Genomic DNA, 26942 nt, shown 5'->3' on the forward strand with positions numbered 1-26942 from the left:
CATGGATAACTGCAAGACTTTTTCTTTACGCTGATTCGCAAAAAGCACCATAGAGTGCCCCCTTATGGTGCTTTTCGCGTCAGCCAAAAGGCGATCGATACCGGATTACAGGGTTACGAAATCCATCAGGAAGGCAAAATACTGCGGGTAGGTCGTCCCGTTATTTTCCCATTCGGTCAGATAGACGTTCACATCCATACCGGCCATCTCATCAGCCCGCTTGTCGATGAGGTCGGTCATCGCTTTGATATCGGTTTTCTCCGTGATCGTGCCCTCGGCATAAGCGCAGGCATAATCATAGATTGCATAGAAGTAAAGTGCGGAAGAAGCGACCGGCCAGGTCGCGGTGCGCCCGGTCATGCCAAGCTCCGCCATCTTTGCCTTGATCTGCTCCACAGCATACTGGGCGTCGTTGGACTTGTCGTCCGGGATCTGGATACCCAGGCCGCTGATGAATCCCTGGAACGGGCTGGGGTCACAGGTGGAAGGAAGCATGGCTCCGCTCTCCACGGTGGCCTTCACGATCACGTCCATCATGGCCGTGTTGGTTCCAAAGAACGCGGTATCTTTGCCGTACTCGGTTACCTTCTTCGGGATGTCCTCCAGGATAAACTGCTGGGTTCCGGTTACACCGGCGTCGCCCATGGGATCCGGGGAGGTCTCTTCCACGAACTTGATGCCAAGCTCCTCACATTTCGCCTTCATGATGTCGCGGCGGTTTGCCAGAAGCTCCATGGCCATATGGCGCGGGAAAGAATAATGTACAAATGTGGTGGCTCCCATGGCCTTGGCCTGCTCGATAATCGTATTTCCCATGCCGGTCTGGTTCGGGTTCAGCATAACGTCGAAGGCGGCAGCCGACACAGCCGGGTCCTCGGCCACAACGCCGCAGGCATACCACACGTCCGGACGGACTTCCTTACAGGCCTTCACAGCCGCTGCGCAGCCGTCCTGCTCCTGGAAGATCAACAGCGCTTTCACGCTCTCGTCGGAAACCAGAGAAAGCGCCGTGGACATAATGGCTTCCGGCTCCTTGTTCGGAAGCACCGCGCCGACGATCTTATCGCCGTACTCGGCTTTCAGATTCTCATAGGCACGCACCGGCTCCTCGCCCTGGGAAGAATCCGTGTAAATGATGGCGATCTTATAATCCGAGGCCGCCTGGGCTCCGGTCGCGTCTGCCGCTGTGGATCCACCGGCCGCCGTTCCAGCTGCCGTCGTGCCGTCCGCTGCGCCTCCCGCCGCCGTGGTGGTGGTATTGCCGCCGGAACATCCGGCCAGCACAACCATCATTGCGGCCATCGCGATAGCCGCTGCTTTCTTACCTAATCTGAGTTTCATGGGATCACGCTCCTTTTCTTGTCTGTTTTTTTCACATTTTCCCAATGTGTCGAACACTCCTTGACTTCTCCTTCCGCAGATGTTACTATAATGCTGTATTTAAAGAATGCTTTCGGAATGTTCTTAATTATCATAGCATACTTTTTTACCATCCGCAAGTATTACTTGTCGAAAATCTACAACTCATCATAAAAAGGAGAGAACAGATGGACAACAGAAAAATAGAGGCGGCCGGCTGCATGGCGGATTTGACCCGTTGGTACCGGGACCTGCATCAAATTCCGGAGATCGGTCTGAATCTGCCGGAGACTTCCGCCTACATAAAAAAAGAGCTGACGGCCATGGGGTATCAGCCGGTCACTCTCTGCAATCACAGCCTGTGCGCGCTGCTCGCCGGATCGCGTCCGGGGCCGACCATACTCCTGCGGGCCGACATGGACGCTCTTCCCATGGAAGAAATCAACGATCTCCCTTTCCGCAGCCAAAAAAAGAATGCGGCCCACATGTGCGGCCATGACTCCCATATGGCCATGCTCCTCGGCGCGGCCAAACTGCTGAAAGCCCGTCAAACCGAGCTGGCCGGAAACGTCAAATTTATGTTCCAGGCCGGGGAGGAGGGGTTCAACGGTGCTCTGGAAATGGTTCAGGCGGGAATTTTGGAGAATCCGAAGGTGGACGCCGCCATGGCCCTTCACTGTCTCTGCGGAGACCGGTATCCCGCCGGGACCATGCTCTGCGCCGTGGACGGACCGGCCAAGGCTTCTGCGGACACCTTCTCCATCCGCGTCTATGGAACCGGCTGCCACGGCGCGATGCCGGAGACCGGCGTGGATGTGATCAATATCCTCTGCCATATCCAAAACAATCTCCAGACCATTGTCAGCCGGGAAATCAGCTGCTTTGCGCCTGCGGTCCTCTCCATCTGCCATATCGACGCCGGCAGCGCCGCCAATATTCTGCCGGAGGAGGGGATGATGGAGGGAACGATCCGCACCTTTGATGAAGCGGTGCGCAAAAAAATCAAACAGCGCCTTTCGGAGATTGCAGACGCCACAGCAGCTCAGTTCGGAGGCCGGGCAGAAGTGCTTTACGCCGACTGCCTCGGCGCAACCATCAATGATACAGATCTGGCTGCCGAACTGTTCTCTTATGTGAAGGATCTGTTGGGCCCGGAGCAAACAGACGTCATCGGACCGATCATGGGCGCGGAGGACTTTTCGGAAGTCAGCAGCCGGGTTCCCACCGTTTACATGGACTTAAGCTTTGGAAGCATCAAGGAAGGCTATCCCCACCGCGTCCACAGCCCCTACTTCCGGATCAATGAGGAAGCCCTTCCGGTCGGGGCCGCCTGCTTTGCGGAGTGCGCCATGCGGTATTTAGAGACCCACGGGAAGAAGGGGGCGGATTCCGCCTCTTAAACGCCGGAACTTTTCCACAGAAAAAGGAGCGGGAGGATTTTTTTGTCCTTCTGCTCCTTTGCTTTTCCCTTCCTGTTAACCGGGCCAAACGATCCGGCGGCAGGCAGCCGCGCCCGCCAATGTCCTAAGCCTCGCTCCGGTGAACTTCTTTCCCGCCCATGAATACAACCTTCAACCGGTTCAGGGCCGTGATGTCCTCCGCCGCATTTCCTTCGACCACGATCAAATCCGCTTGCAATCCCTCCTTCAGCTGGCCGGTCAGGGATTCGATCCCCAGCACCCTGGCCGGATTGCCGGTGGCGGTCTGGATCGCCTGCAGCGGAGTGATTCCATACTCCACCATCAAAGATAACTCCCGGTTGATCGGAAGAGGCGGCGCGTTGTACAGGACCATGTCGCTTCCGGCCAGAACCGTCACGCCGGTATCATACAGCTTTTTGAAATTATTTTTATAGGCAAAGTAGGCGGGCTCAAAGAAGCCCATATCCCGGATCGCCTTCGCCGCAATGCGGTCGCTGGGATCCGCACCGGAGGCAATGATCTCTTTGGTGAACTCGTACAAAACCGTGTAGGCCGTGATGGTCGGATCCCAAGCAATGCCCTTTTCCGCCATCTGCTCCGCCTGCTCCACGGTCAGGAATGTACCGTGCTCGATGGTGTCGAAGCCCGCATCGATACACATCTGGATCGAGGGTGGAATCCCCGCGTGAACCACGCACTTTCTTCCGACCCGGTGGGTTTCATCCACCGCAGCGTCCAGCTCTTCCTGGGTAAATTCCGGAATCGACGCCCGGTTGCTGGTTAGAATCTTGATCCAGTCCGCGCCGTCGCGGATCTGTTCCCGGATTTTTTTTCGGATCGGCCAGGGCCCGTCTACTTCCGGAATCCCGTCGTCATGGCCGTGGCCTCCGGTCATGCAGATTCCCGTGTCGGTGTGGAAAATCCGCGGCACCGTGAGATATCCTTTCTCGCCGGCCAGACGCAGCTGCTTCATCAGATTGTGGGGGGAAGAAACGTCACGCACCGTGGTAATCCCTAGCCGGATCGCATGCTTGGCCTGCTCCGCCGCATAGTAGGCAATCATGAAATCATCAAAATTCGCCTGGTCCGGCTGGCTGTAATAGTAGCCGAAATGGACGTGCATGTCGAACAGGCCGGGAAGCAGGGTAGCGTCCCCATAGTCTGTCACCGGCTCATCTGGATACCGCGCCGTTATTTCCTGCTTCGTCCCGACGCTGCTGATCGTGCCGTCCTCCCCGACACGCAGAGCGCCGTCCAGGATCACGGTCTTGCCGTCCCCAATCACCAGGTGCTTCGCAGTATAGATCATATGGTTTCCTCCTTTTTTCTCTGGAATTCACTAGACCTTGTTACGAACTGAATTCCAGACTCTCCATTTCTTATTGTAGCATATTCAGGAAGGAAATCAATATTTTGCAGAAAAATCTTTGCGAATCCCTGGAATGCCTGCCTACCGCACGTTTTTCTGGACTTCCCGCCGCCTTTCTCCCATCAGATCAAATGATACCGCCGGAGCAGTTCCTCCACCATGGTGCCGGAAACCTTTTTCAGCGCTTTCTTCTCCAAAAACTCCGCCATAAACGGCAGTTTCACGTCCGCAAGCTTTTTCCCGTCCATCAGTTTGGAGGTGGCATCCAGAAGGCAGCGCACATCGTAGACACTGCCCCAGACTTCCGGCACGCCCCGGTCAATGTCAAGGAGCGTATAGACAGCCTCCATTCCGGTGCGGACCGAGTATTCGGTGGTAAAGATCGTATCCCGCGGCGTTTCCGCAAACTGGCCGATAAAGGCAAAGTTCACGCAGCCCTCCGGCACCACATCGGGGCGGTCGCCTTTCCGGCGGGGCATAAAGAACGCGGTGATATAAGGCATCATGACCGGCACGCAGACGGCCGAGTGAGCGGCCATCTCCGGAATCTCTTCCTCCGGCACACCCAGGTGGTACAGCCATTCTTCCGTGATCTCCATACCGGTGCAGTCCCGCATGGGCTTTTTGATAAAGTCGCCGGGCCGGTCGGTATAAAGCCCGTACACCCAGACGCAGAGCTGATCTTTCGGCTGCTCTCTAAACTGGGGCTGGCGGTTCACGGTCCAGCTCATGTACCAGCCGGAATCCTTGACAGTCACAATCCCGCCGGTGACCACCTTGCCGGAGAAGGGGTCCCGCTTACAGATCTTTTCAATGTAAGGCGGGATCTTTCCGTCCAGGGTGGTGACGGTGGCGGATTCCCAATTGCTCTTTTCAATATCCGAGCAGAATTTTTCCGGCCGGCCAAAGGTATCATCCTGCGCCGCAATGTTCCTCCACAGATCCCAGCAGTCGCCCTCGCCGTCCTTGACCGTGACAACCGCCGGGTGGTTCTGGTCCCCATAGGCCGAGCTGTCCGTACAGCAGCCGTTGGTCACGAATACCAGGTCGTCCTCGATCAGATCGATGGTCTCTTCGTTTCCGTTCCGGATGCAGATGATCTGTCTCGCAATCTTTTTCTCCCCCTGCTTTTCAAAGATCACGTTCGTCACCTTCACCCCGTACTCAAAGCGGACGCCGTGGCTTTCCAGATACTTGACCATGGGCAGAATCAGGGATTCATACTGATTGTACTTGGTAAAGCGAAGGGCGCGGAAATCCGGAAGTCCTCCGACATGGTGAATATAGCGCTGAATATAAAGCTTCATCTCCAGAGCAGAATGCCAGGTCTCAAAGGCAAACATGGTCTGCCAGTAGAGCCAGAAATTGGACTGGTAAAATTCCTCGTCAAATACATCGTCGATGGTTTTGTCATAAAGCTCCTCATCCGGCGTGAAGAACAGCTTCATGATCTCCATGGCCGCTTTGTCGGAGAGGGCGAATTTCCCGTCGGTGTGAGCGTCTTCTCCTCGGTTCACCGTGGCACGGCAAAGGGAGTAGTTGGGATCGTGTTTGTTCAGCCAATAATATTCATCCAGCACGCTGACGTCCTCGGTCTCAATCGAGGGGATCGAGCGGAATAAATCCCAGAGGCACTCGAAATGATTGTCCATCTCCCGGCCGCCCCGCATGATAAATCCCTTGGTGGGATCTTTGATGCCGTCGCAGGAACCGCCGGCCAGATGAAGTTCCTCCAGAATATGAATGTGCTCCCCTTTCATCTGTCCGTCCCGGACCAGGAAACAGGCCGCCGACAGGGAGGCAAGTCCGCTGCCCACCAGGTAGGCTGATTTTTTATCCACATCCTTCGGCTTTTCCGGTCTCGCAAAGGCTTCGTAATTTCCATTTGAATAATACATTTGTTTCTCCTCCTTTGATTTGTTCTGTATATAGGATAGCCTTTTCTATCCCGGAATGCCATAGACAGAAAAACCGCTGTGCCGGAATTTTCGGCACAGCGGTTTTTCTGTCAAAATTTTATACATTCGATATGTTTTGTCTGGTTTTGCCGGTCTGGAATTTTTCCAGAGCCCGCGCGATATCCCCGTGGATCAGCACGGCCAGCCGGCCGACGATCTGCTCCGGATCCTGCTTCATCCCGCCGCGGATCCACTCCAGCATCAGCCCGACAAAGGCATACTTATAAAAGTCTGCAATAAATTTCTTGTCCTCCTCCCGGACATTCCGCCCGGTGGCCTGCTCTTCCACCACTCCGATCAGCAGCCCATAGGTGACTTGGTACAGATAGCGCTCCACCTGTTCTCTGCTGACGGAATGATAGACGTTCAGGATAAAAGGCTTGTTCTCCTGAACCGCCTCAAAAATCTGTAAAAACCCCTGCTGCCAGGTGTCATAGGTCTTTTTTCCGTCCAGCGCCTTCGAGGCTTCGTCCATACAGGTCCACTCAATCAGATCGTAGATATCCTTGAAGTGGTAATAAAAGGTCTGACGGTTCACCTCACAGTCCTCCACGATATCAATCACCGTAATCTTATCGAGAGGCTTTTTCAACAGTAGTTTTTTCAGGGAAGCGGCCAGCGCCCGCTTGGTAGTCTGAGACAAATTTTTGCAGCGCTCCTTATTTCTTCATATTTACGAACTTCGTGTAGTTCGGCAGCCATACCAGCTCCACGGTTCCGATGGGGCCGTTTCTCTGCTTCGCCACGATGACCTCCGCAATGTTTTTTGCGGTGCTGTCCTTGTTATAGTAGTCGTCCCGGTACAGGAACATCACAACATCGGCGTCCTGCTCGATGGCCCCGGATTCCCGGAGGTCCGAAAGCATGGGTCTCTTATCGTTTCTGGATTCCACGGCGCGGCTCAGCTGGGACAGAGCCAGCACCGGCACATTCAGCTCACGGGCAAGCCCTTTCAGGGAACGGGAGATTTCCGAGATTTCCTGCTGCCGGTTGTCGGAGCTGCGTCCGCTGCCGCTCATCAGCTGCAGGTAATCGATAATGATCACGCTCAAGCCGAATTCCAGCTTGTACTTCCGGCACTTGGTCCGCATCTCCGAGATGGAGATACCCGGCGTATCATCAATGATCAGCTTGGAGCGGCCCACCGTGTTGACGCCCTCCACCAGGCGGTCCCAGTCGTCATCGGTCAGATTACCGGTCCGGATCGCCTGGGAATCCACGCGGGACTCCATCGCAAACAGACGGTTCACCAACTGTTCCTTTGACATTTCCAAACTGAAGATCGCCGCACAAAGATTCTTTTTAAAAGCCACGTGCTGGGCGATGTTTAACACAAATGCGGTTTTTCCCATGGACGGGCGGGCAGCGATCAGAATCAAATCCGAAGGCTGGAGTCCCGCCATCCGGTAATCCAGGTCCGTAAAACCGGTCGGAATTCCGGTCACCGGGTTCTTGCTCTTCGACGCTTTATGAATCCGCTCCAAGGCGTTGAGAGCCACTTCCTGAATCGGCACAAAGTCGTCGCTCCGGCGGCGGTTCAGGATATGAAACATCGTTTTTTCCGTGTCCGCCAGGATGTTGTCCACGCTATCCTTGCCCGCATAGCAGGCGTTGGCGATCTCCTCGTTTGCCTTGATCAGGCGGCGGAGGACTGCCTTTTCCGCTACAATCTCCGCGTAATATTTCGCGTTGGCGGATATCGGGACCGCCGCGATCAGCTCGCCGATATAGGCCATGCTGCTGACCTCCGGCGGCACATCCTTTTCCTGCAGGCGGTTCTGAAGGGTCAGCAAATCCACCGGACGGCCTTCTTCGTAAAGCTCGATCATGGCATCGTAGATGATGCCGTACTGGCGATGATAAAAATCTTCTCCGCCGATGATGTTCTCCACGACGGAGATCGCCTCATTGTCCAAAATCATCGAGCCGATCACGGTCTGCTCCGCCTCAATACTGTGAGGCTGCACCCGCTTGACGAGAGCCTCTTCCATACCTGCCGTCTCCTTATACTTCCGTTACTACAACCTTCAGGTTCGCCGTCACATCCTTGTGGAGTTTTACCGGCACCAGATGGGTGCCCAGGGTTTTGATCGGTTCCGGCAGAACCACTTTCTTCTTGTCCAGCTCCAGGCCGCACTGATCCTTGGCCGCCTGCACGATTTCCTTTGAGGAGATCGCGCCGAAAAGGCGTCCGCCCTCGCCGACCTTCACCGCCAGCTTCACGCATTTCTTCTCCAGCTCCGCGCCCAAGGCCTGGGCTTCCGCCAGCTGCTCGGCCGCCTGCTTTGCCTCAAAGGCTTTCTGCTGCTTTAACTGGTTCAGGTTCTGGGCGGTTGCCTCCACCCCCAGCTTCTTCGGGAGGATGAAATTCCTCGCGTAACCATCGTTTACCTTTACCACGTCGCCTTTTTTTCCCAATGCTTTTACATCCTGCAATAATACAACCTGCATATTAAATAGCTCCTTCTTCTAACATCTGCAATATTGTTTCCTTGACCAGCGCCTTGGCTTCTTCCACCGTACAGCCGGCCAACTGGGTGCCGGCCGTGCTCAGATGGCCGCCGCCTCCCAACCGCTCCATGATCAGCTGCACATTGACCTCATCGATCGAACGGGCGCTGACGTAAACCTTATCCTCAAACTTTGTAAATACAATGGAAGCCTTCACACCGATCACGTCCAGCAGCTCATTGGCCGCCTGGGCTCCTACGATCATCGGGCTCTCGATTCCTTCGCTGGGACAGATCCCCAGGGCAAAAGAACCCTCAAAAATTTCAGCGTTCCGCAAAGTCTCCGCCTTGGCACGATAATCCTCCATACGTTCCCGGAACAATTTGCGCACCCGGGTCATATCCGCGCCGCTCCGGCGCAGGAACGCGGCTGCCTCAAAGGTACGGACGCCGGTTTTGCTGACAAAATTATTTGTGTCCACCACGATACCGGCATAGAGCGCCTCCGCCTCCACCGCCTTCAGCTTCAAGTCATCGGAAAAATACTGGAGGATCTCCGCCACCATCTCGCAGGCAGACGAAGCGTAGGGCTCGATGTAGGACAGCGTCGCCCGCTCCACGGTCTCTCCGCCCTGGCGGTGATGATCCAGCACCACAATGCTGGACGCCCGCTTTAAAAGCTCCGGACACTCGCTGTAGCTGGGCTTGTTGACGTCCACCACCACCACGGTGGTGTTCTCATCCAAAAGCTCCAAGGCCCGCTCACTGCCGACAAACATATCCTCCGGGTAGTCGCTGTTCCCCTCGAAGCGCTCTTTCATCGGGCGCACCGAGGAGGTTACATTGTCAATGACAATGCTGGCTCTTTTGCCCAAAGTCTTTGCCGCGCGGAAAATACCGATCCCGGCTCCGAAGGCGTCGAAATCCGCCAGCTTATGTCCCATAATCAACAGTTGATCCTTGGTCGCAAGGAGTTCCTTTAACGCCTGGGCCTTCACCCTTGCCTTCACGCGGGTCGTGGTCTCCTTCTGCTGGGTCTTGCCGCCAAAATATTTGTTGCCTTCCGGATTGCGGACAATGGCCTGGTCGCCGCCGCGTCCCAGGGCCAGATCCATGGCCATACGGGCATATTCCCCGTTTCTCGCATAGGTTTCCCCGCCGACTCCCACGCTGATGCTCAGGGTGACCGGGGTCTCATTTCCGATGTTCAGAGCTTTCACGTCTTCCAGCACGGAAAAACGTTCCTCCTCCGCCTTTTTCAAATCCTTTTGTTTCAGCAGAAGGAAAAATTTATCCTTCTCCATCCTGCGGACGATCCCTTCATGGGAACTGAAATACTGGTTGATCTTCCGTTCGATCAGCGCCGCTAAAAGGGATTGACGCACCGACTCGGTGCTGTTCATGACTTCCTCATAGTTGTCGACATAGATCAGGCCGATGGCAGCCTTCTGCCCCTCCATCTCCGCCAAAGTCGCCAGATGATCCGTCTCATCGAACAGGCTGACCGAGATCAGCGGGGTGTCGCAAGAGATCCACTGCATCTCCACCTGAAAGTCCGTCCCTTCAAAGTGGATGTGGTCGGTTTTTTCTTCGCCTTCTTTTGGAAGGCTTTTGGAAAGCTCCGGAAACAGATTGCACAAGTGTTTTTGATAGTGCGGATTCTCATAGGTGATTTTCTCAAAGCTTCGGTTCATCCACAGGAAATTTCCCTTTTCATCCACCAGCGCGTAGGGGATCGGGATCTCCTCCAGCTGCTTTTTCTGAACGCGGTCAAAGGATGTGGCAAAATCCACCATTTCCTTGGTCAGACGTGTCTTCCAGAATAAAAACCACCAAAAAGAAAAAATCGTATACGCACATGCAAAGATCAGCGCCGCCGCCACGGCCCCGCTTTCCAGGACGCAGGCAATCAGTGCCAACGCAATGACCGCCGGCAGTACATAAAAGGGCCAGTAGAGAGTCATCTTCAATCGGCCGCGTATTGTACCGTCATTTTTCATTTTTTCGCCTCCAGGCCCTATTCACTTCGGGACAGTGCCTTCACATTCTATCTGTACATAGCCCCATAAAATGGGAAAATACTGATTTTGTAGCTATAATAGTATACCATAAACCGCAAAACCTTGCAACCAGATTAGACAGGATGCCTCCTGCTGCACCGGCAAAAAGGCCGGTTTCTTATTTGAAGATACCGGCCTTTCCGTATTTTTATTTCATTCCTTGTATTCTCTCTTTATGGTACGTTGCGTCTGCCCCATGATTAATCCACCAGAACTCCCGCCTGATACACGGCCTCCAAGGCTTCCGTAAACGCTTGAAGCTTCTCGTAAGGGTTCTCCGACAGGATCAGCACATCCGCCGTCTTTCCTTCGTCCAGGGATCCGATCTGCTCTTCGAGCCCTAACACTTCCGCCGCAGTCAGGGTCGCGCTGCGGATCACCTCGGCGGACGGCATCCCGTATTCCTCCATGGTCAGCATTTCCTGGAAGGCTGCTGGCTGAGGTCCAAAGTTCGGGGACCCCGAATCCGTGCCCAGCGCAATCCGGACGCCCATCTCCCGCGCTCTCGCAAAAGTGCTCTTTTGATTCTCGGTCACAGCTTTGGATTTCGCCACCATCCGGTCCGGAACAATCCCGTAGCTTTCCGCCAGCACCTTATAGATTGCCAGGGTCGGAACCAGGGTCAGGCCTTTGTCCTTCATCATGCGGAGATATTCATCCGGGATATCCGCCCCATGTTCGATGGTATCGATCCCGGCCTTGATACATTCCACAATCCCTTCCCTCGACACCGCATGAGCCGCCACTTTCATGTGAAGCCGGTGGGCTTCCCCCACGATCAGCTGGAGCTGTTCCTGGGAATACATACTCGGCCCGACTTCTTCCATACCGGCCGCCCCACCGGTCGCCATGATCTTAATCCACTGGCAGGAGATCTCTTTCTCGGTCAAGAGAAGCTTTTTCTCCCGAATCTCGCGGATCAGCTCTCCGTCTGTGTCCGCAATCACACCGATGTTCGGCACATGGCCGTAGATACTCTGAATCGAAGCACCGCAGGGAACAATCCGGCAGCCCTTGGCGTATCCTTTTTGAATCGCGTATGCCACCTCCACGGCCACATCTCCCATGGATCCGGTATCCCTCACTGTTGTGACACCGGCTTTCAGAGAATCTCTGGCATGGTTCAGGCCGCGGACCATGGCCTGGTAAACGCCTTCTCTTTCATCCAGTCCAACCGGATCCGAACTTCCGTCCCAAGTGATGTGCACATGAGCGTCGATCACGCCCGGCATCACAAATTTCCCGCGGCAGTCGATCTTTTCCGCGCCGTCCCCGGTCAGTCCCTTTCCGACCGCCTTTATCTTGCCGTCCGCGCAGAGCACATCCAGCCCCTCCCGGATCTTGCCGGTTCTCACGTCCGCCACATTGCCCCCGCAGAACATTACCATTTTACTCATCATGATCCTCCTCTCAGATCAAAACCAAAGCGTCTGTTTCCTTGCCTACTTTTTCTCTTTGTCTGTTTCTTTTTCTTTCCCAATGATTCCGGCCTGGTACATTCCTCTGGCGACCAGAACCGTCAGCACGATTCCGCCCAGCAGGACCCACTGCATATCGATTTTTAAAACCAGCAGCCCTAAAATGCAGATCAGAATCGAGGCCACCGAAACTTTTACTTCTTTTAAGAACCACATGCCGGCCAGCGCGCCGAAGATGGCGGGCACGACGTTGTTAAAGGCCGGAGCCAAGAATTCGGAGTTCAGAACCGGCTTCAGCGGGGTCATCAGGAGAATGCCCAGGGCAATGATGATCGTGGTCGTGATACTGGACACCGCCACCGCCACCACGGATACCGCATTGGCCTTCTCCGTTCCTGTCTCAATCCCAGCCACACTCATGGCGGACAGGGCACAGGGAATTTTCTGATTTTGCAGATTTCCGGTGATATAGGTCAGGTATAAGCTTCCGGGCCCCAGGATCGGCGGGAAGGCAATCATTTCACTGAGCACATAGGAGGCCATCAAAATCCACATGGTCAAAACGCCGGGCCAAATCACGGCAAGATCCGGCCAAATTCCAAAATAGATCGATGCCATTACCGGAAACGCGCTGATGGCAAGCAGCATCGCCCAACCGTAGATCCGCCCATAACGGTGCATCAATTTTTCAAAATCCGACATAATTTTTCCTCCTTATGAGATGATCGGCGATACAACCAGAGAAACCACCAGTCCGAACAGGATGGTAAGCGGGAACGAATAGTCTTTCATCCATTTCAGCTTCGGATTCTTGGCCACCAGGGTGCAGATATACGAAAACACAAAGCAGGAGACAATCACGATCGTCGGCATCGCGCCCTTGATTGCATTGCTGACGCTGAAAGCCGCGATTACCGTGATCAGTGCGCAGAGACTGAATATTCCAATCCAACGGCTGTCTTTTTGCCGGAAGGTATCATAGGTACGGCAGACCGGTTTCAGAACAACCAAGACAATGGGAAGGGCGATGGAACACCCCAGGGTCATGGCCCAGGCGGCGTTGATCCAGGCAGGCATGGTCATACCGTTTGCCGAAAACTCCACGCCGGTCGCCTCCGCCGCCATGGTGGCTGCGATCAGTTCATTGTTGGCGGAGCCGATGACCGAGGTGCGCAGCCAGGGAAGCGCCACCCCCAGAACCGGGACCATCACCATCACGCTCAGCACAATCGGGATAGAGGGAACGAGGCTGATGCCTACGCTGTTTACTACAATCTTTTTTAGTTCCGCCTGAGTGACCCCCAGGGTTTTCGCCTGCGACCACCCTTTTCTCAGAAAAATGATACAGACAATCGTCACCAATAAAAGAATGACTCCAACAAAGAGGTTCAGAATACCGCTGTTTACCAAGCTAATGTAATCATCCATGCCAAAACTACCTCCTTTTCCTTTCTCAGGCCCTGTGGTATCATCAGATTTGCAGCTGCATAATCTTATTTTAATCAAACGGCTTTTATTACACATTGTATTTTTTATACAAAAGTTTCGGCCGATCTTTTCTTCTATTCCTATTTATTTTTGCCTTATTCTGTGTTATTGTTATTTATTAGGGGTATTATCTATATCTAACTACAAGAGGAGGAATTATGCCGAGAACATCTGACTTGTTAAAAACGCTATCCGCCCTTCCCATCCGCAGCAGGTCCGTGCGAAATGAGGATGCCAACATTTATCAGGTCTGCTTTTTGTCCGATTCCTCGCAAGCCTTTGACGAAGGCACGGTTTATATTTCCCTTCTCTCCACCTACTGCGAACACGCCACCATGAAACGTTCCTCCTGTCCCTCGCTTTTTTTTCTGATCGAAGAACCGGAGCCTTGTTATTTTGTGTCGGATTTTCCTGACAACTATGTGCTTTTTGCCGCTGGAACCAAACAGGACCAGCTGTTCCAACTGGTTTTCTCCCATATCAACCTGTACCACCGGGTTGGTCAGGCCAAGCTGATGATCAGCCACGCCCTTCTGGACCGGGTTAAAATCCCGGAATTTTTACAGCTTGTCTCCGATCTTTTGGGGAACCCGGTGCTGCTTCAGGATACAACGACCCGGCTTCTGGCCCATTCCTTCATCCGCACGGATTCGCGGGAAGGAGATGAAATCCTGGACAATCTGCTGAATCTTGGCTTCGTCAACGCCAGTCTGTTTTCCAAATACGATTACGCCAATGTCTTGAAAACGATCGAGAATCAGTCTCATGCCTTTTTCCTGGAATCAGAGAAAAAAAGCCGGCGTCTGATCGCCCCGATTCGGGTTCGGCAGCGTTATTTTGGCTGGGTTTTATCAATCGAGTGCCGTCAGCCCTTCCAGGAAGGGGATCTGGAAATCATGGATTTTCTGGCGGGAATCCTATCCCTTCTGCTGGAGCAGGAGCACCCTCTCGCCCTGACCAGCCAATGCGAGTCACTCCTTCTGGAGCTGCTGTCTCCCCACTCCTACACCGAAGAAAGCTTTAAAAAGAGAGCCTCCGGCTTTTCCTGGGAACTGAAAGGCCATTACCGGGTCATTGTGCTGTCCACGCCCCAGGGGCCCAGCGACAACCCGATTCGAACGATCCTGGCCTACAAAAACCACCTTTCCCTGGAGTTTCCCTCCATGAAGGCTTTCCTGTACCAGGAACGGCTGATCCTGTTTTTCGATACGCCGAAAATCCAGCTGATCTTAGAAAAACTGGTTCCTTTCTTGGCGCGTTACAACCTAAGGGGCGCCCTCAGTTTTCCGTTTCACCAGATCCTGGCGTTTCCGGACCGCTGCCGTCAGGCGTTGTCCGCCCTGTCGTTGGGTTTAAAATTGGGACGTCCGGAAACGCTGTTCTCCTATGAAGACTATCTGGTATACGATGTGGCCGGCCGATTAAAAGAAGCCGGAAATCCTCTTGTTTTTTGTATTCCCCAGCTGCTGGACGCCATCCGATATGACAAAAAATACCATCTGGATTATACGGAATCGATCCGCACCTTCGTCCATTCCCGGAGCCTCAGCGACGCCGCCGCAGAACTCCACATTCATAGGAATACCATGGTATACCGGGTGGAAAAATTTCAGGAACTTACCGGGCTGGATTTAAAAGACCCCGCGGTCCTCCACCGTCTCTGGCTCTCTTTCGCCGTCCTGGAACTATACCCAGAGATATGGGAAGAAATATAACACCGTATGCCTTCTCTAAATATTTCCAGGAAACCGGCCGCCGATGTGCTCTCCGCTTTGCGCAAAAAAACCGCACCGATTTCTCGGTGCGGTGCTTTTTTGAATTCTTCTGCCGAAGCTCAGGTTAGTCCTGTACGTAGGGCATCAGAGCGATATGTCTGGCGCGCTTTACAGCCGTGGTCAGAGCTCTCTGGTGCTTTGCGCAGGTACCGGTAATTCTTCTGGGAAGGATCTTTCCTCTCTCAGAAACATACTTTCTCAGCTTGTTCACATCTTTGTAATCGATTACCGCATTTTCCTCGCCGCAGAACACGCAGACTTTCTTTCTTCTGCGCATGCCGCCGCGTCTCTTCATCGGGCTATCCGATTTATCGCCTTTATTATAAGCCATGATTCAAAACCTCCTATTTTAATTGAACGGAAGCTCTTCGTCTTCCACGCCGTCCGGGATATTCATAAATCCGTCATTTACGGCTGCCGCCGGGCTGGGTGCCGGGCGGTCGGCCGGTGCATATCCACCGGCATTTCCTGCGGAAGCGGAAGCGTTTTTGCTCTCGGCAAACTCGATCTCCTCCGCAATCACCTGTACGCTGAAAACTTTCTGTCCTTCTTTGTTGGTGTAGTTGTCGTTTTGGATCCGACCACTGATCAGAATCTTCGTCCCCTGCTTTAAATACCGCTCTACAAACTCAGCCTGCTTGCCGAAAGCGGTGCAGTTAAAGAAGTCCGCTTCCGCGGTATCCCCGGCGCGCTTAAACCGGCGGTCCACCGCCAGGCTAAACCGGCCGATCGCCATCTGGCCATTGCTTCCGTTGCTGTAGCGGATATCCGGGTCTCTGGTTAATCTTCCCATAAGAATGACTTTGTTCATGCAATACTCCTTTTCTTTATGCTTCTTCCCTTACGCATAAATAACGGATGACCTGCTCCATCAAACGAACGTGGTTCTCCACTTCGCCAGGGCAAGCAGCGTCAGCCTCAAAATGAATGAAGTAATAGTAGGCTTCTTTCATCTTCTGAATCTCGTAAGCCAATTTCTTCTTACCCCATTCGTCTACGCTGGTTACCGTGCCGCCGAAACGAGTCACATAGCCCTTCACCTTCTCCAGGGCTGCTGCTCTCTCCTCGTCTTCAAGCTTGGCGCTGAGAACAACGGATAATTCGTACTTGTTCATGCTTTCTACCTCCTTGTGGTCTCTGGCCTCCTGACTCGCAGGAAGCAAGGATGTGTCTAATATGTCACGATTTGTTATTTTAGCATATTTTAGACAAGAAAGCAAGCGGGAAATCGTCAAAAATTTCCTTTATACGTAGAGATAATCGCTCATCACCGGCTGAAGCCCCCGCCGGGTCAGACTTTCCCAAACCTCCGCTACCGTACGGCCGTCGGAGATCTCAAACTGGCTGTCTCCTTTATCCTCCACCTCCTCGCAGTGGCTTCCGACCCCGGTGCTGACGCCGGCGGAAATCTTGGTGGCGGCCAAGCCCATCACATGATCGCGGAACCGGGCGCATTCCCTCGTGGACACCGTAATCCCGGCGTAGGGCAGGAAAAGCCGGTAAGCCGTGATCACCTGGAGAAGCTGGGATTCATGGACGTCCTGCGGGTTAATTTTTTCATTGTTGATGATGGGGCGAAGGCGGGGGCAGGAAAACGAGATCTCCGCCTGGGGGAATTTCCTTTGCAGCAGCCAGGCATGGATCCCCGTGGCAAAGGCATCTTTCCGAAAATCCGCAAGGCCCAGAAGGGCCGCAAAGCCGACGCCCCGCATCCCGCCCAGGAGCGCGCGTTCCTGGGCGTAAAAACGATAGGGAAAAATCCGCTTTGGCCCGGCCAGATGCAGCGTCTCGTACTTGCCGGCATGGTAGGTTTCTTGAAACACCGTGACATAGTCGGCCCCGCAGCCGTGCAGATACCGGTAATCCTCCGTGTTCATCGGATATACCTCCAGCCCGATCACCTTAAAATAGCGCCGGGCAATCCGGCAGGCCTCTCCGATATAGGTCAAATCAGACTTCGACGGACTTTCGCCGGTCAAAATCAAGATTTCCTGCAATCCGGTTTCGGCGATTTTCCGCATCTCCTTTTCGATCTCCTCCTCGTTCAGCCGGGCCCGGCGAATTTTATTGTGGCAGTTGAAGCCGCAGTAAATACAGTAGTTTTCACAGTAATTGGCGATATAGAGCGGCGTAAACAGGTAAACGGTATTGCCGAAATGCTTTCTCGTCTCCTCCTTTGCCTTACGTGCCATCTCCTCCAGAAAAGGGGCGGCGGCGGGCGAGAGCAGCGCGGCGAAATCCTCCGGCGTGCGATTTTCCTGAGCTAAGGCCCGGCGCACATCCCCGGCGGTATACCGGGCGGGATCATAGGCGTCCATGCGGGAAGTTACCTGTTCCAAAAGATCGGAGGAAATCCTCTCCATCCCCGGCAGGTACTCCATATGGCTGATCCGGTTTTCTTTTAAGTGTTCCCGGATCTCATCATTCAAAATACTTTCATTGATCTGCTGCACGCCTTACTCCCTCCCTTCCGCGTCCTGCAAGAAGCCGGTCAGCGGGGAGGAAGGGGACGCACCCTGATCCAAAACGCGGCCCAGCCCGGCCAGATAGGCGCTGCGCCCGGCCTCGATTGCTTTCCCAAACGCCTCCGCCATCTGAGGAATCCGGCTTGCCGTGGCGATAGCCGTGTTGGCCATCACAGCGGCGGCTCCCATCTCCATGGCCTCACAGGCCTGGGAAGGCCGTCCGATTCCGGCGTCCACAATGACCGGCAAATCGATCTCATCGATCAAAATCCGGATGAATTCTCTGGTGCAGAGTCCTTTGTTGGAGCCGATCGGCGCGCCGAGAGGCATGACCGACACGGCGCCGGCGTCTGCCAGATCCCTGGCCGCATTAAGATCTGGGTACATATAAGGCATCACGAGAAAGCCTTCCTTTGCCAAAATCTCGGTGGCGCGGATGGTCTCAGCGTTATCCGGCAACAGATATTTGGAATCCCGGATAATCTCCAGCTTGACGAAGTCCCCGCAGCCCACCTCCCTGGCAAGGCGGGCGATCCGCACAGCCTCCCCGGCGTTCCTGGCTCCGGAGGTGTTGGGGAGCAGGGTCACCCCTTCCGGGATATAGTCGAGGATGTTGGCCGCGCCGCCCGGATTTGCCCGGCGTAACGCCAATGTGATGATCTGCGCCCCGGCCTGCTCCACGGCGGCTTTGATCAGTTCCAGGGAATACTTCCCGGAACCCAGGATAAAACGGGAGGTGAACTCGCGTCCTCCAAGAATGAGTTTGTCTGTTTCTCTTGTCTTCATTGGAATCCTTCTTTCTTCTTTTCTTTCTTTTTTATATGTCCGGTGCAATGTTTCCGCCGGATGCCTCTTACGGCTCTTCCCTGCCTAAAATCAGGCGCGCTGCCATCAGAGCCTGCTGTCCGGCGCAGATGGCGACCCTGGCGGCGGTTAGGCCGTTTCCGCGATGTCCCTCGGAGACTCCGTCGCCGCACAGGTAGAAATGGCTGGATATTTTTCTGGTGATCACGGTGTTTCCGCTCTCAAACCCTGCCATGCCGGAGGAGGCAATGATCCGCTTTTCCGGGGCAGATTCCCACACGGCGTTGACCAGCATGGCCTTTTCCTCCGGCGCGTCAAAGGCTTCGCAGATAACATCCGAGTTCGCCGCCAGAGCAGGGGCATTCTCCGGAGTCACCCGAACGGTGTCGAGGCTCAGGTTCAGATAGGGATTGATCTCCCAAAGCTGCGCCGCCAGCGCCTCGGTTTTGTATTGCCCCACATGGCTCAGCAGATATTGCTGGCGGTTCAAGTTGATCAGCTCCACCCGGTCGAAATCAATAAGATGCAGAGAGCCGATACCCATGCGGGCCAGGAAAAACGCCGTGTGGCTTCCCAGACCGCCGAGGCCGAAGACCGCCACTCTGGCCCGTTTCAATATTTTTTGGTTTTCCGCGCCGTGCCGCAGGGACAGGGCGGCGTCAAATTCTTCTTCCGAAATTGGGTTCTGCCCCATACGATCAGCCTCCTCCCACAAATTGAACAATTTCCAGCGCGTCCCCTTCATCTAACCAGGTCTCCCCAAAACGGGACCTGGACAAAATCGCGCCATTTCGCTCCACAGCGATCCGGGCCGGATCATAGCCGTTCTCCCGGAGAAAATCAAGGAGCAGCCGCCCGGCGCCTTCCGCTGGACTTCCGTTTACAGTGATCATCAGCAATTCCTCCTTTCTATTATCGGTTCCTGAAAAAATTTCGCTCTGCGCAGGGCCTGCCCCGGCGAAACATAGAGATCACCAAAAAAGGTTCACGAAAGAATACACCCGCGGTGGTGTACCCCTTCGTGAACCTCTGGCTCACTCTCATCCTTTTTCTACCCAATCGCAAAAAACGGGAAATGCCATGAGCATCTCCCGCTGTCCTTTGCGTTCGTCCCTACGTTGGCATTATCCAAATCAGGTATATGGGTCGAAGTTCTCAACTTCCTCTCAGCCTATCTATAAGCTCCCCTATTCAATTAACAGGTTCAGTATAGTACAAGAAGGCGGGTTTGTCAATCCTCTGCGGCTTGTGCAGGAAAGTTTCCTTTCCCCGTGCCAAATAGAACGGCAATATTATAATGCAAACAATTATGTGCGCCAAGAAAAATTCATTCCGGCTCTTGCATTTTTTCTGATTTTTGATAAAATAAATATACAGCGAGTAGCAAACCTGCGTAAATCCAGTTGTTTGCCACTCGCTGTTTTATTTGTGCCGGGACGCTGGTTCCCGTGATTGCGGAAGGGAGGTGAATGGATGGAGCAAGCCAAGCCAGGCCAGGCCATATGGCGGACAACAACCGAAAAACGGCTGAAAGACCAAGCGTGTAGCCAAAAAGCGTAAATCCAGCTCTTTTGACTACACGCTATTTCTTTGTTTTGTAGAGAAGTATATCTATAAACAGAAACCCTCCGCTTTTGCCCCATTGCTTCACCAGCTCCGGGCAAAAAGCGAAGCCCTTTAGCAAGAAAGGAGGCATCATCCCATGGATCAAAGATCCAACGCCTTTCTGGAGACAGAAAAAATAGGCGTACTCATGCGAAAATACGCAGTCCCCTGCATTATTTCGCTTCTCGTGGCCGCGCTTTACAACATTGTGGACCAGATTTTTATTGCCAACGCAGATTATCTGGGCTCTTACGGCAATGCGGCCAACACCGTAGTATTTCCCTTAACCGTCGTGGCTCTCGCCATCGCCGTCATGATCGGCGACGGCTGCTGCGCTTTTGTCAGCATCAGCCTTGGTGCCGATGAAAAAGAGAACGCGCACCGCAGCATCGGCAACGCGGTAATTTTGTGTATTGCCGGCAGCCTGATTCTGACCGCCCTCTATCTGATCTTTCAGGATCCGATCCTGTCCATGTTCGGCGGTCAGGTCAACGAAGAAACCTTCCGCCACTCGAAAGAATATTTTATCTACATCTCGCTCGGTATTCCTTTTTACATGTTTGGGCAGGCTTTAAATCCCATCATCCGCTCGGACGGCAGCCCTAAATTTGCCATGATTTCCACGCTGGCCGGGGCTATGGTCAACATCATTTTGGACCCAATTTTTATCTTTGTTTTTCAATGGGGAATGATGGGCGCCGCCGTCGCCACCGTGCTCGGCCAGGTCTTGACCGCAGTCCTCGCCGTCTGGTACCTCTGCCATATGAAAGCGGTGAATCTGAGCCGCCAAAGCTTCCGGCTCAGCAGCAGGCTGATGAAAAAGTTTCTGCCCCTTGGCGTGTGCAGTTTCCTGTCCCAGATCTCTCTTGTGGCAGCCATGGCCGCTATCAATAATATGATCCGAAAATATGGCGCGGTGGATGCGGTATTTGGCCAGGAACAGTATGCCCAGATCCCCATGGCCGTTGTCGGAATCGTGATGAAATTTTTCCAAATCGTGATTTCCATCGCCGTCGGCATGGCGGCGGGCTGCATCCCGATCGTCGGCTACAACATCGGCGCTGGGCGGAAGGATCGGGCCAAAAGCCTGTTTACGCTCCTCTTGATCTCCGAAGCCGCCGTCGGGGCAATCGCCCTGATCATTGTGGAGTGTTTCCCCCGCCAGCTGATCGCGATTTTCGGCGCTGCCAACGAAAGCGTCCACTACACGAATTTTGCCGTCCGGGCTTTTCGCATCTATCTTTGCATGATGATTTTTGCCTGTGTCAACAAAGCTACATTCATTTATCTGCAATCCCTGGGGAAGGCCCTTGCCTCGACCCTTTTGTCCATGATCCGTGAGGTGGTTTTCGGCGTAGGCTTTGCCCTCTTGCTTCCGCTGTTTTGGCAGTTGGACGGTGTCCTGTATTCCATGCCGGTATCCGATATCCTGACCTTTGTTCTATCACTCCTCGTAATACGAAGTACTTACCGCGCTTTATCCGAAAGAAAGGAGCTCGCCACATGAAAAACCGCATTATCACCATCAGCAGAGAATTCGGCAGCGGAGGACGCACGGTCGGAAAGCAAACCGCGGAGAAGCTGGGAATCCCCTGCTATGACCAGGAAATCCTGGAAAAGCTTTCCGAAGAGAGCGAATTTGTTAAAGACTATGTGAAGGAACAAAGCGAGTACGCCAACTACGGCGGCTTTTGGGCCAATGCCTTTTCCAGCCGTTCCCTCTCCGGAATCTCCAATCAGGATTACCTCTGGATCATCCAAAAACAGTTGATTCTGGATTTAGCCGGGAAAGGGTCCTGTGTAATTGTCGGCCGCTGTGCGGATTTTATCTTAAAGGATACCACTGACTGTCTCACTGTATTTATCCACGCCCAACCGCAGAAACGGATGGAGCGTGTGGTCAAAATCTACGGGGAAACGGATGTCCCGACGGAAAAACGGCTCATGGATAAGGACAAACGCCGGGCAGCCTACTATCAATTTTACACCGACATGCAGTGGGGGCAAGCCCAGAATTACCACATTGCGCTGGACAGCGGAATCCTCGGCATCGAAACCTGCGTCGGTCTCCTGACTCAACTGTATCAACACGGCCTCCCCGACGGCCGCTGAAGGATAAGCCCGTCAGGCTGACTTGAGGAGGAAAAAGAAAGACCGGCGGGAAACAGGAAATCGCCTGTTATCCGCCGGATTTTTGTGTTATACTCCTCCTATGGAAAATCATTTTTATTCTCTCAACGATTACTGCCGGGAACAGTTCGGCGAAAAGTTATATAAACTCTCCCTAAACGCCGGGCTCTGCTGCCCGAACCGGGACGGGACGCTGGACACTAGGGGCTGCATTTTTTGCAGCGCCGGAGGATCCGGAGACTTTGCCGCTCCCGCCTTTCTCCCCATCGGAGAACAGATCGACGCGGCAAAGGAACGGGTTTCCAGAAAGTTTTCCGGCGGCCGCTACATCGCTTATTTTCAGGCTTATACCAACACCTATGGTCCCGTGGAATATTTAGAACAGATTTTTACGGAGGCCATCTCCCGGCCGGAGGTGGCGGCGCTCTCCATTGCCACGCGGCCGGACTGCCTGCCGCCGGAGGTGCTCTCTCTTCTGGCGCGACTTCGCGCCCGAAAACCGGTCTGGGTGGAACTGGGGCTCCAGACCGTCCATGAGGACACGGCCCGCCTGATCCGCCGCGGCTACCCGCTCTCTTGTTTCAGCGAAGCTTGGAGCTCCCTTCACGCCCTCCGCATCCCGGTGATCGCCCATGTGATTTTAGGCCTTCCCGGAGAGGGGCCGCAGGAAATCTATGAGACGATCCGGTATCTGTCGAAATCCGGTCCCTGCGCTCCGATCGACGGCGTCAAGCTCCAGCTGCTCCATGTGCTGGAAGGCACGGATCTGGCGGAACTTTACCGGGCAGGGCGCCTGACGGTCCTGCCGCTGGAAGAATATCTCCCGCTTCTGGCCGGATGCCTGAAACGCCTCTCCCCCTCCACAGTGGTCCACCGCCTGACCGGAGACGGGCCAAAACGACTGCTGCTTGCCCCGGCTTGGAGCGCCGACAAGAAGAAAGTCTTAAATGCGGTCAACCGCTATTTCCGTGATTCCGGCCTCCGGCAAGGGGAGCTTTATCCGGCCCCTAAAGAAACGGTCCTCATATCATTGCCGAAACGGATAAAGACGGGTCTGCCTCCCAGCGGATCCTAAAACGCTGCGGCTTTCAGGAAGAAAAGCAGGGAGAAACCATATGGCGGAAATTGTAAACGCTTCCTTCCTACATCGAGACAGCCAACGGGCAAAAAAAGAATGCTGAAAAAGGAACCTTCGTTCTTTCCCAGCACTCTTTTTTAATTTCTCCCTCAATCTATGGCTATGTGAAACTGCGTCTTTTCCGACGGTTCCGCATTTATCGCATTTCGTTTTTCTTTGCTTCCTGTTTTTCTTTATACTTTGCCAGACGGGTCTGGATCTTATCCACCGGATTTAACAAGGGCTCCAAAGACATATCGTGGTTCATCGTATCGATCAACAGGGCAATATATTTGCTCAGGTCAACGCTGACATAGTAAGGTCTCGCCAAGGTTTCCGGAGACTGGTAAATCGCGTTGGTGGTCAGGATCTTATTGATCAGTCCGTCGTTCACCGCCTGATCGAAAATCTCCATCCCCGCCGTAAACAGGCCAAAGCTGGCGCAGACAAACACCTTCCTGGCGTTTCTGGCTTTCAGCTGCTTGGCAACGTCGATCACGCTCTCGCCGGATGCGATCATATCATCGACAATCACCACATCCTTCCCTGCCACCGAAGAGCCCAAAAATTCATGAGCCACAATCGGATTCTTTCCGTTTACCACACGGGTATAATCTCTTCTCTTATAGAACATACCGACGTCCAGGCCGCCCAGCATCGTCGAGAAGTAAATAGCGCGCCCGACCGCGCCCTCGTCCGGGCTGATGATCATCATATGCTGAGAATCCAGCTGCAAATCTTTTTCCGTGCGCAGAAGAGCCTTGATAAACTGATAGGTCGGTACAATCGTCTCAAAACCGCTGAGCGGGATGGCGTTTTGTACACGGGGATCATGGGCGTCAAAGGTCAAAATACAGCTAACCCCCATGGAAACCAGCTCCTGCAGGGCCAGCGCGCAGTCCAGGGATTCCCGGCCGGACCGTTTGTGCTGACGGCTTTCATAGAGAAACGGCATAATCACAGTAATTCTCTTGGCCTTACCGCCGACCGCAGCAATGATGCGCTTTAAATTCTGAAAATGATCATCCGGCGACATCGGATTTTCCTTCCCGTACATCGGGTAAGTCAGACTGTAATTGCAGATATCCACCAGGATATACAGATCGTCGCCGCGGACGCTGGCGTTCAGCACGCCCTTGGCCTCGCCGGAGCCAAACCGCGGCAGGCTGTTTTCAATCATATAAGAGTCTTTCTTATAACCGTTGAAATCCTGTTCCCGTCCTTTTCTCCACATCGCCAGATAGGCGTCCACCCGCTCCGCCAGCTCTTCGCAGCCGGGAAGTGCCACCAACCCCAAAGGGCCGACCGGCAGCGTATGGGAAAATTCATCGTTTTCGGCAGCCATTTTGATCTCGCTCATTTTGTCATCTTCCTCCATCATCGTTTCTGTCCTTTGTATTCGCAGCTAAACCCAGCCGCTCTTCCCTTTTTTTCAGACGGATGTCCGAATTATACAGGCGCAGCAGCCGGTAATTCTCCATCAGACGGGACGCCACGCGTTCCGAGTAGCTGGCCCGGATTTGGTTCATCGTCAAATTGGTAGAAATCATCGTAGATCTCCGGCGAAGTTCCCGCTCGTTCAGGCAGAAAAATAATTCCGAGCTGACCAGTGAGTTGTTCAGCTCCGTGCCGAGATCGTCCACGATCAGCAGATCGCTGTCCAGCACCCAGTGATAATATTCTTCCTGACCGGCTTCCTCTCTGGAATAGGCGTGGTCCGCCAGCGCCTCAAAAAGCTGGTTGGCCGACAGGTATATCACAGAGATTCCCTTTTTCATCAGGGCGTCGGCGATGCAGTTGGATAGAAAAGTCTTTCCCGTACCGGCGCTCCCCATGAGCAGCAGATTTTCTTTCCCCGGCTCAAAGGTATCGACGAACCGCCTGCTCTGCAAGAGCACCTGCTGCATGTGCTCATAGGGACTCTCCCCGCCGGAAGGAGCTTCCCTGTCATAGTATTCCAGGGAGAATGTGGAAAAATTCTCCCGTTCCAGTTTTTCATGGATCGGATGCTGGGAAAACAGCATGTCCACAATCGCCTGCTCAAAGCACCGGCATTTTTTCCCGTTTACATAGCCGGTGTCCCGGCACAGCGGACAATGACACGGCATCTCCAGGTAATCCGGTGGATATCCGGCCGAAGCCAGAAGCACCTGCTTTCCCTCCCGGAGTTCCTGAAGCTGTCTGGCCAGCTTGTCCGCGGCCTTGGTATCCCCGGCCAGCAGGCGCTCCGCCCGCTGATAGGATAAATCAGCCGTGGTCTCCTCCATCTCCCGAAGCCTGGGGAGCCTGGAGTAAGCTTCCCGGATGTGCGCTTCCTGAGCCGTGCGGTTCTCCAGTTGTTTTTTATCATACTCCCGCCGGATCCTGTCATACTGTGGATTTGTCAGCCCCATAGAGTTCTTTTTCCTCCTGCATCAGCAGAGCGTCGTAGTCCGTGTTTCTCTGATTGAAATTGTGGAACCGGTTCGGCGCTGCGGTCTTCTCCGGTTTCTTTCTCTCTGCTTTCTGCTTTTCATAGTAAGCCTTCGCGGCCTCCGCAGTCGTGATCCCCGCCGTCTTCCAGGCTTTCACAATTTTGTCCGTGTATTCGAAGCTGGGGGAGTGGATCGCTTTCATGGTCCGGTTGCAGGCCTCCACCACGACGGACAGCGGCATCCGGTCTTCCCGAAGCCAGGTATTCAGGTACTTTCGCTCCTCCGGGGCCAGCATCCGACCCGTAATGCCAAATGCCTTCATCACCGCCTTATTTTCCTTCTTGAAGGCCCGGTTTGCTTCCTTCGCCTGCTGCAGGGTCAGGATGCCTTCGCTGTGCCAGCCCAAAGCCACGCTTTCCATGTAGCGGCAGCTTCGGTGTCCGCCGTCCACACAGTATTCCACCAGATATTCGATCAGATCATCCGGAAACTGCAAGGTCTCCTTCATATAGCCGAACAGTTCCACATCCTTGACGGACATCGTCCGGCCCAGATACCGCTCGGCGGCAAAGATCACAGCCTGAAAATCATCGTCTTCCTGAATCCGCTCCAGAAAATCCAGAGAACAGGACACGCGCCGTTCCGGTTCCTCCGCCGGCGCAGCCGCCGCGGTTTCCACTGCAACCGGATGTTCGGGCATTGGTTCGGCCTTGGGCGCTTCCTCCGGCCCGTCCTCGATCTGGGGTGCCGGCACATCCAACACGGCGACACGGGACAGCTTTCCGCCGGGCCCATACTCTAACTGCAAAAGATTCAGCTTTTCCCAATAGCACAGCGCTCTCACCACGTCTTTTTCCGTGTTGTTCAGCTTATCGGCCAGAAAGGACACGGAAAACTCTTTGTCCTCATCTGCTAAAAGACGCAGCAGATACAAATAGACTTTGACAAACTCGCCATTGGCATCCGCCATATACCCGTCAATAAAAGCGTTGGAAACCGCTGTCTGCTCCCACCGCCTGCTCTTTAATAACACCACTGCCAATTCCCCCGCTTCCTCGTACACGCCCTCAAACAATCCTCGTAGCCAAGTGTTCACATTATAGCACAAA

Annotated in this window: 25 protein-coding genes and 1 riboswitch; of the genes, 5 read left to right on the top strand and 20 right to left on the bottom strand. The window is 54.0% G+C overall.

The window, feature by feature from the left end; all coding sequences use genetic code 11:
- Positions 1-105: 105 nt before the first annotated feature.
- On the bottom strand, positions 106-1341 hold the full coding sequence (locus MUB23_RS04625; RefSeq protein WP_244799174.1) for a DUF3798 domain-containing protein: 1236 nt from the start codon (positions 1339-1341) through the stop codon (positions 106-108).
- Between the two features lie 206 nt (positions 1342-1547).
- Between MUB23_RS04625 and MUB23_RS04630 the strand changes: the two genes are divergently transcribed.
- Positions 1548-2759 carry a M20 metallopeptidase family protein gene (locus tag MUB23_RS04630; RefSeq protein ID WP_244799175.1) on the top strand — a complete coding sequence of 404 codons (1212 nt, stop codon included), beginning with the start codon at positions 1548-1550 and terminating at the stop codon, positions 2757-2759.
- 124 nt (positions 2760-2883) lie between these two features.
- On the opposite strand, the gene MUB23_RS04635 is transcribed toward MUB23_RS04630, so the two are convergent.
- The 9 genes from MUB23_RS04635 to MUB23_RS04675 form a co-directional block, all read right to left on the bottom strand.
- On the bottom strand, positions 2884-4089 hold the full coding sequence (locus MUB23_RS04635; RefSeq protein ID WP_244799176.1) for an amidohydrolase family protein: 1206 nt from the start codon (positions 4087-4089) through the stop codon (positions 2884-2886).
- Between the two features lie 182 nt (positions 4090-4271).
- Positions 4272-6047 (bottom strand): oleate hydratase, encoded by a 1776-nt coding sequence (locus MUB23_RS04640; protein WP_244799177.1) that lies wholly within the window; start codon positions 6045-6047, stop codon positions 4272-4274.
- 118 nt (positions 6048-6165) lie between these two features.
- A complete protein-coding gene (locus tag MUB23_RS04645) occupies positions 6166-6750 on the bottom strand; it encodes a TetR-like C-terminal domain-containing protein (RefSeq protein ID WP_244799178.1) in 585 nt (194 codons plus the stop codon).
- Positions 6751-6766: 16 nt separating this feature from the next.
- Entirely contained in the window at positions 6767-8098 is a 1332-nt protein-coding gene (gene dnaB, locus MUB23_RS04650; RefSeq protein ID WP_244799179.1) for a replicative DNA helicase, read from the bottom strand.
- Positions 8099-8111: 13 nt separating this feature from the next.
- Positions 8112-8558, bottom strand: a complete 447-nt coding sequence (rplI, locus tag MUB23_RS04655) for a 50S ribosomal protein L9 (RefSeq protein ID WP_244799180.1) — start codon at positions 8556-8558, stop codon at positions 8112-8114.
- A gap of 1 nt (position 8559) precedes the next feature.
- Positions 8560-10557, bottom strand: a complete 1998-nt coding sequence (locus tag MUB23_RS04660) for a DHH family phosphoesterase (RefSeq protein WP_244799181.1) — start codon at positions 10555-10557, stop codon at positions 8560-8562.
- Positions 10558-10817: 260 nt separating this feature from the next.
- Positions 10818-12014, bottom strand: a complete 1197-nt coding sequence (locus MUB23_RS04665; protein ID WP_244799182.1) for an amidohydrolase family protein — start codon at positions 12012-12014, stop codon at positions 10818-10820.
- Between the two features lie 45 nt (positions 12015-12059).
- Entirely contained in the window at positions 12060-12737 is a 678-nt protein-coding gene (locus tag MUB23_RS04670; protein ID WP_244799183.1) for a hypothetical protein, read from the bottom strand.
- A 12-nt stretch (positions 12738-12749) separates the two neighbouring features.
- Positions 12750-13463 (bottom strand): DUF5058 family protein, encoded by a 714-nt coding sequence (locus MUB23_RS04675; protein ID WP_244799184.1) that lies wholly within the window; start codon positions 13461-13463, stop codon positions 12750-12752.
- A 218-nt stretch (positions 13464-13681) separates the two neighbouring features.
- Between MUB23_RS04675 and MUB23_RS04680 the strand changes: the two genes are divergently transcribed.
- A complete protein-coding gene (locus tag MUB23_RS04680) occupies positions 13682-15238 on the top strand; it encodes a PucR family transcriptional regulator (RefSeq protein WP_244799185.1) in 1557 nt (518 codons plus the stop codon).
- 124 nt (positions 15239-15362) lie between these two features.
- Here MUB23_RS04680 and rpsR read toward each other — a convergent pair whose 3' ends face one another.
- From rpsR to thiS, 7 genes are all read right to left on the bottom strand, one after another.
- Positions 15363-15629: a 30S ribosomal protein S18 gene (gene rpsR / locus MUB23_RS04685; protein ID WP_244799186.1), complete on the bottom strand. Its 267-nt coding sequence runs from the start codon at positions 15627-15629 to the stop codon at positions 15363-15365.
- A gap of 18 nt (positions 15630-15647) precedes the next feature.
- Positions 15648-16109, bottom strand: a complete 462-nt coding sequence (locus MUB23_RS04690; RefSeq protein WP_244799187.1) for a single-stranded DNA-binding protein — start codon at positions 16107-16109, stop codon at positions 15648-15650.
- A 16-nt stretch (positions 16110-16125) separates the two neighbouring features.
- Positions 16126-16413 (bottom strand): 30S ribosomal protein S6, encoded by a 288-nt coding sequence (gene rpsF, locus MUB23_RS04695; protein WP_244799188.1) that lies wholly within the window; start codon positions 16411-16413, stop codon positions 16126-16128.
- Positions 16414-16542: 129 nt separating this feature from the next.
- Positions 16543-17751, bottom strand: a complete 1209-nt coding sequence (thiH, locus tag MUB23_RS04700) for a 2-iminoacetate synthase ThiH (protein WP_244799189.1) — start codon at positions 17749-17751, stop codon at positions 16543-16545.
- Positions 17752-17754: 3 nt separating this feature from the next.
- Positions 17755-18549 carry a thiazole synthase gene (locus MUB23_RS04705; RefSeq protein WP_244799190.1) on the bottom strand — a complete coding sequence of 265 codons (795 nt, stop codon included), beginning with the start codon at positions 18547-18549 and terminating at the stop codon, positions 17755-17757.
- A 67-nt stretch (positions 18550-18616) separates the two neighbouring features.
- Complete coding sequence (thiF, locus tag MUB23_RS04710) at positions 18617-19261, bottom strand: sulfur carrier protein ThiS adenylyltransferase ThiF (RefSeq protein ID WP_244799191.1); 645 nt, start codon at positions 19259-19261, stop codon at positions 18617-18619.
- 4 nt (positions 19262-19265) lie between these two features.
- The gene (gene thiS / locus MUB23_RS04715; protein WP_244799192.1) at positions 19266-19460 is read right to left on the bottom strand and encodes a sulfur carrier protein ThiS; all 195 of its coding nucleotides are present in this window, start codon (positions 19458-19460) and stop codon (positions 19266-19268) included.
- Positions 19461-19659: 199 nt separating this feature from the next.
- A riboswitch (TPP riboswitch) is annotated at positions 19660-19766 on the bottom strand.
- Positions 19767-20269: 503 nt separating this feature from the next.
- On the opposite strand from thiS, the gene MUB23_RS04720 reads away from it, so the two are divergent.
- From MUB23_RS04720 to MUB23_RS04730, 3 genes are all read left to right on the top strand, one after another.
- Positions 20270-21679, top strand: coding sequence for an MATE family efflux transporter (locus tag MUB23_RS04720; RefSeq protein ID WP_244799193.1), 1410 nt, complete (start codon positions 20270-20272; stop codon positions 21677-21679).
- Positions 21676-22284: a cytidylate kinase-like family protein gene (locus tag MUB23_RS04725; protein WP_244799194.1), complete on the top strand. Its 609-nt coding sequence runs from the start codon at positions 21676-21678 to the stop codon at positions 22282-22284. The genes MUB23_RS04720 and MUB23_RS04725 overlap by 4 nt, the downstream gene beginning before the upstream one ends.
- A gap of 100 nt (positions 22285-22384) precedes the next feature.
- Positions 22385-23377, top strand: coding sequence for a TIGR01212 family radical SAM protein (locus MUB23_RS04730; RefSeq protein WP_244799195.1), 993 nt, complete (start codon positions 22385-22387; stop codon positions 23375-23377).
- Positions 23378-23576: 199 nt separating this feature from the next.
- Here the strand turns inward: MUB23_RS04730 and MUB23_RS04735 are convergent, their stop codons facing one another.
- Genes MUB23_RS04735 through MUB23_RS04745 form a run of 3 tightly spaced genes read right to left on the bottom strand, consistent with a single transcriptional unit; the run spans position 23577 to position 26869 of the window.
- Positions 23577-24764, bottom strand: coding sequence for a ribose-phosphate pyrophosphokinase (locus tag MUB23_RS04735; protein WP_442874107.1), 1188 nt, complete (start codon positions 24762-24764; stop codon positions 23577-23579).
- A 19-nt stretch (positions 24765-24783) separates the two neighbouring features.
- Complete coding sequence (locus MUB23_RS04740; protein ID WP_244799197.1) at positions 24784-25812, bottom strand: ATP-binding protein; 1029 nt, start codon at positions 25810-25812, stop codon at positions 24784-24786.
- Positions 25787-26869, bottom strand: a complete 1083-nt coding sequence (locus tag MUB23_RS04745; RefSeq protein WP_244799676.1) for a DnaD domain protein — start codon at positions 26867-26869, stop codon at positions 25787-25789. The genes MUB23_RS04740 and MUB23_RS04745 overlap by 26 nt, the downstream gene beginning before the upstream one ends.
- Between the last annotated feature and the right edge of the window lie 73 nt (positions 26870-26942).

Origin of the sequence: Cuneatibacter sp. NSJ-177, assembly GCF_022867805.1 — a bacterium.
Taxonomy (GTDB): domain Bacteria; phylum Bacillota; class Clostridia; order Lachnospirales; family Lachnospiraceae; genus Pseudolachnospira.

Excerpts from the sequence above, each read along its gene's own strand:
- MUB23_RS04625 (WP_244799174.1), bottom strand. The coding sequence starts at position 1,341 with ATGAAACTCAGATTAGGTAAGAAAGCAGCGGCTATCGCGATGGCCGCA.
- MUB23_RS04630 (WP_244799175.1), top strand. The coding sequence starts at position 1,548 with ATGGACAACAGAAAAATAGAGGCGGCCGGCTGCATGGCGGATTTGACC.
- MUB23_RS04635 (WP_244799176.1), bottom strand. The coding sequence starts at position 4,089 with ATGATCTATACTGCGAAGCACCTGGTGATTGGGGACGGCAAGACCGTG.
- MUB23_RS04640 (WP_244799177.1), bottom strand. The coding sequence starts at position 6,047 with ATGTATTATTCAAATGGAAATTACGAAGCCTTTGCGAGACCGGAAAAG.
- dnaB (WP_244799179.1), bottom strand. The coding sequence starts at position 8,098 with ATGGAAGAGGCTCTCGTCAAGCGGGTGCAGCCTCACAGTATTGAGGCG.
- rplI (WP_244799180.1), bottom strand. The coding sequence starts at position 8,558 with ATGCAGGTTGTATTATTGCAGGATGTAAAAGCATTGGGAAAAAAAGGC.
- MUB23_RS04660 (WP_244799181.1), bottom strand. The coding sequence starts at position 10,557 with ATGAAAAATGACGGTACAATACGCGGCCGATTGAAGATGACTCTCTAC.
- MUB23_RS04665 (WP_244799182.1), bottom strand. The coding sequence starts at position 12,014 with ATGAGTAAAATGGTAATGTTCTGCGGGGGCAATGTGGCGGACGTGAGA.
- MUB23_RS04670 (WP_244799183.1), bottom strand. The coding sequence starts at position 12,737 with ATGTCGGATTTTGAAAAATTGATGCACCGTTATGGGCGGATCTACGGT.
- MUB23_RS04675 (WP_244799184.1), bottom strand. The coding sequence starts at position 13,463 with ATGGATGATTACATTAGCTTGGTAAACAGCGGTATTCTGAACCTCTTT.
- MUB23_RS04680 (WP_244799185.1), top strand. The coding sequence starts at position 13,682 with ATGCCGAGAACATCTGACTTGTTAAAAACGCTATCCGCCCTTCCCATC.
- rpsR (WP_244799186.1), bottom strand. The coding sequence starts at position 15,629 with ATGGCTTATAATAAAGGCGATAAATCGGATAGCCCGATGAAGAGACGC.
- MUB23_RS04690 (WP_244799187.1), bottom strand. The coding sequence starts at position 16,109 with ATGAACAAAGTCATTCTTATGGGAAGATTAACCAGAGACCCGGATATC.
- rpsF (WP_244799188.1), bottom strand. The coding sequence starts at position 16,413 with ATGAACAAGTACGAATTATCCGTTGTTCTCAGCGCCAAGCTTGAAGAC.
- MUB23_RS04705 (WP_244799190.1), bottom strand. The coding sequence starts at position 18,549 with ATGAAGACAAGAGAAACAGACAAACTCATTCTTGGAGGACGCGAGTTC.
- thiF (WP_244799191.1), bottom strand. The coding sequence starts at position 19,261 with ATGGGGCAGAACCCAATTTCGGAAGAAGAATTTGACGCCGCCCTGTCC.
- thiS (WP_244799192.1), bottom strand. The coding sequence starts at position 19,460 with ATGATCACTGTAAACGGAAGTCCAGCGGAAGGCGCCGGGCGGCTGCTC.
- MUB23_RS04720 (WP_244799193.1), top strand. The coding sequence starts at position 20,270 with ATGGATCAAAGATCCAACGCCTTTCTGGAGACAGAAAAAATAGGCGTA.
- MUB23_RS04725 (WP_244799194.1), top strand. The coding sequence starts at position 21,676 with ATGAAAAACCGCATTATCACCATCAGCAGAGAATTCGGCAGCGGAGGA.
- MUB23_RS04730 (WP_244799195.1), top strand. The coding sequence starts at position 22,385 with ATGGAAAATCATTTTTATTCTCTCAACGATTACTGCCGGGAACAGTTC.
- MUB23_RS04735 (WP_442874107.1), bottom strand. The coding sequence starts at position 24,764 with ATGGCTGCCGAAAACGATGAATTTTCCCATACGCTGCCGGTCGGCCCT.
- MUB23_RS04740 (WP_244799197.1), bottom strand. The coding sequence starts at position 25,812 with ATGGGGCTGACAAATCCACAGTATGACAGGATCCGGCGGGAGTATGAT.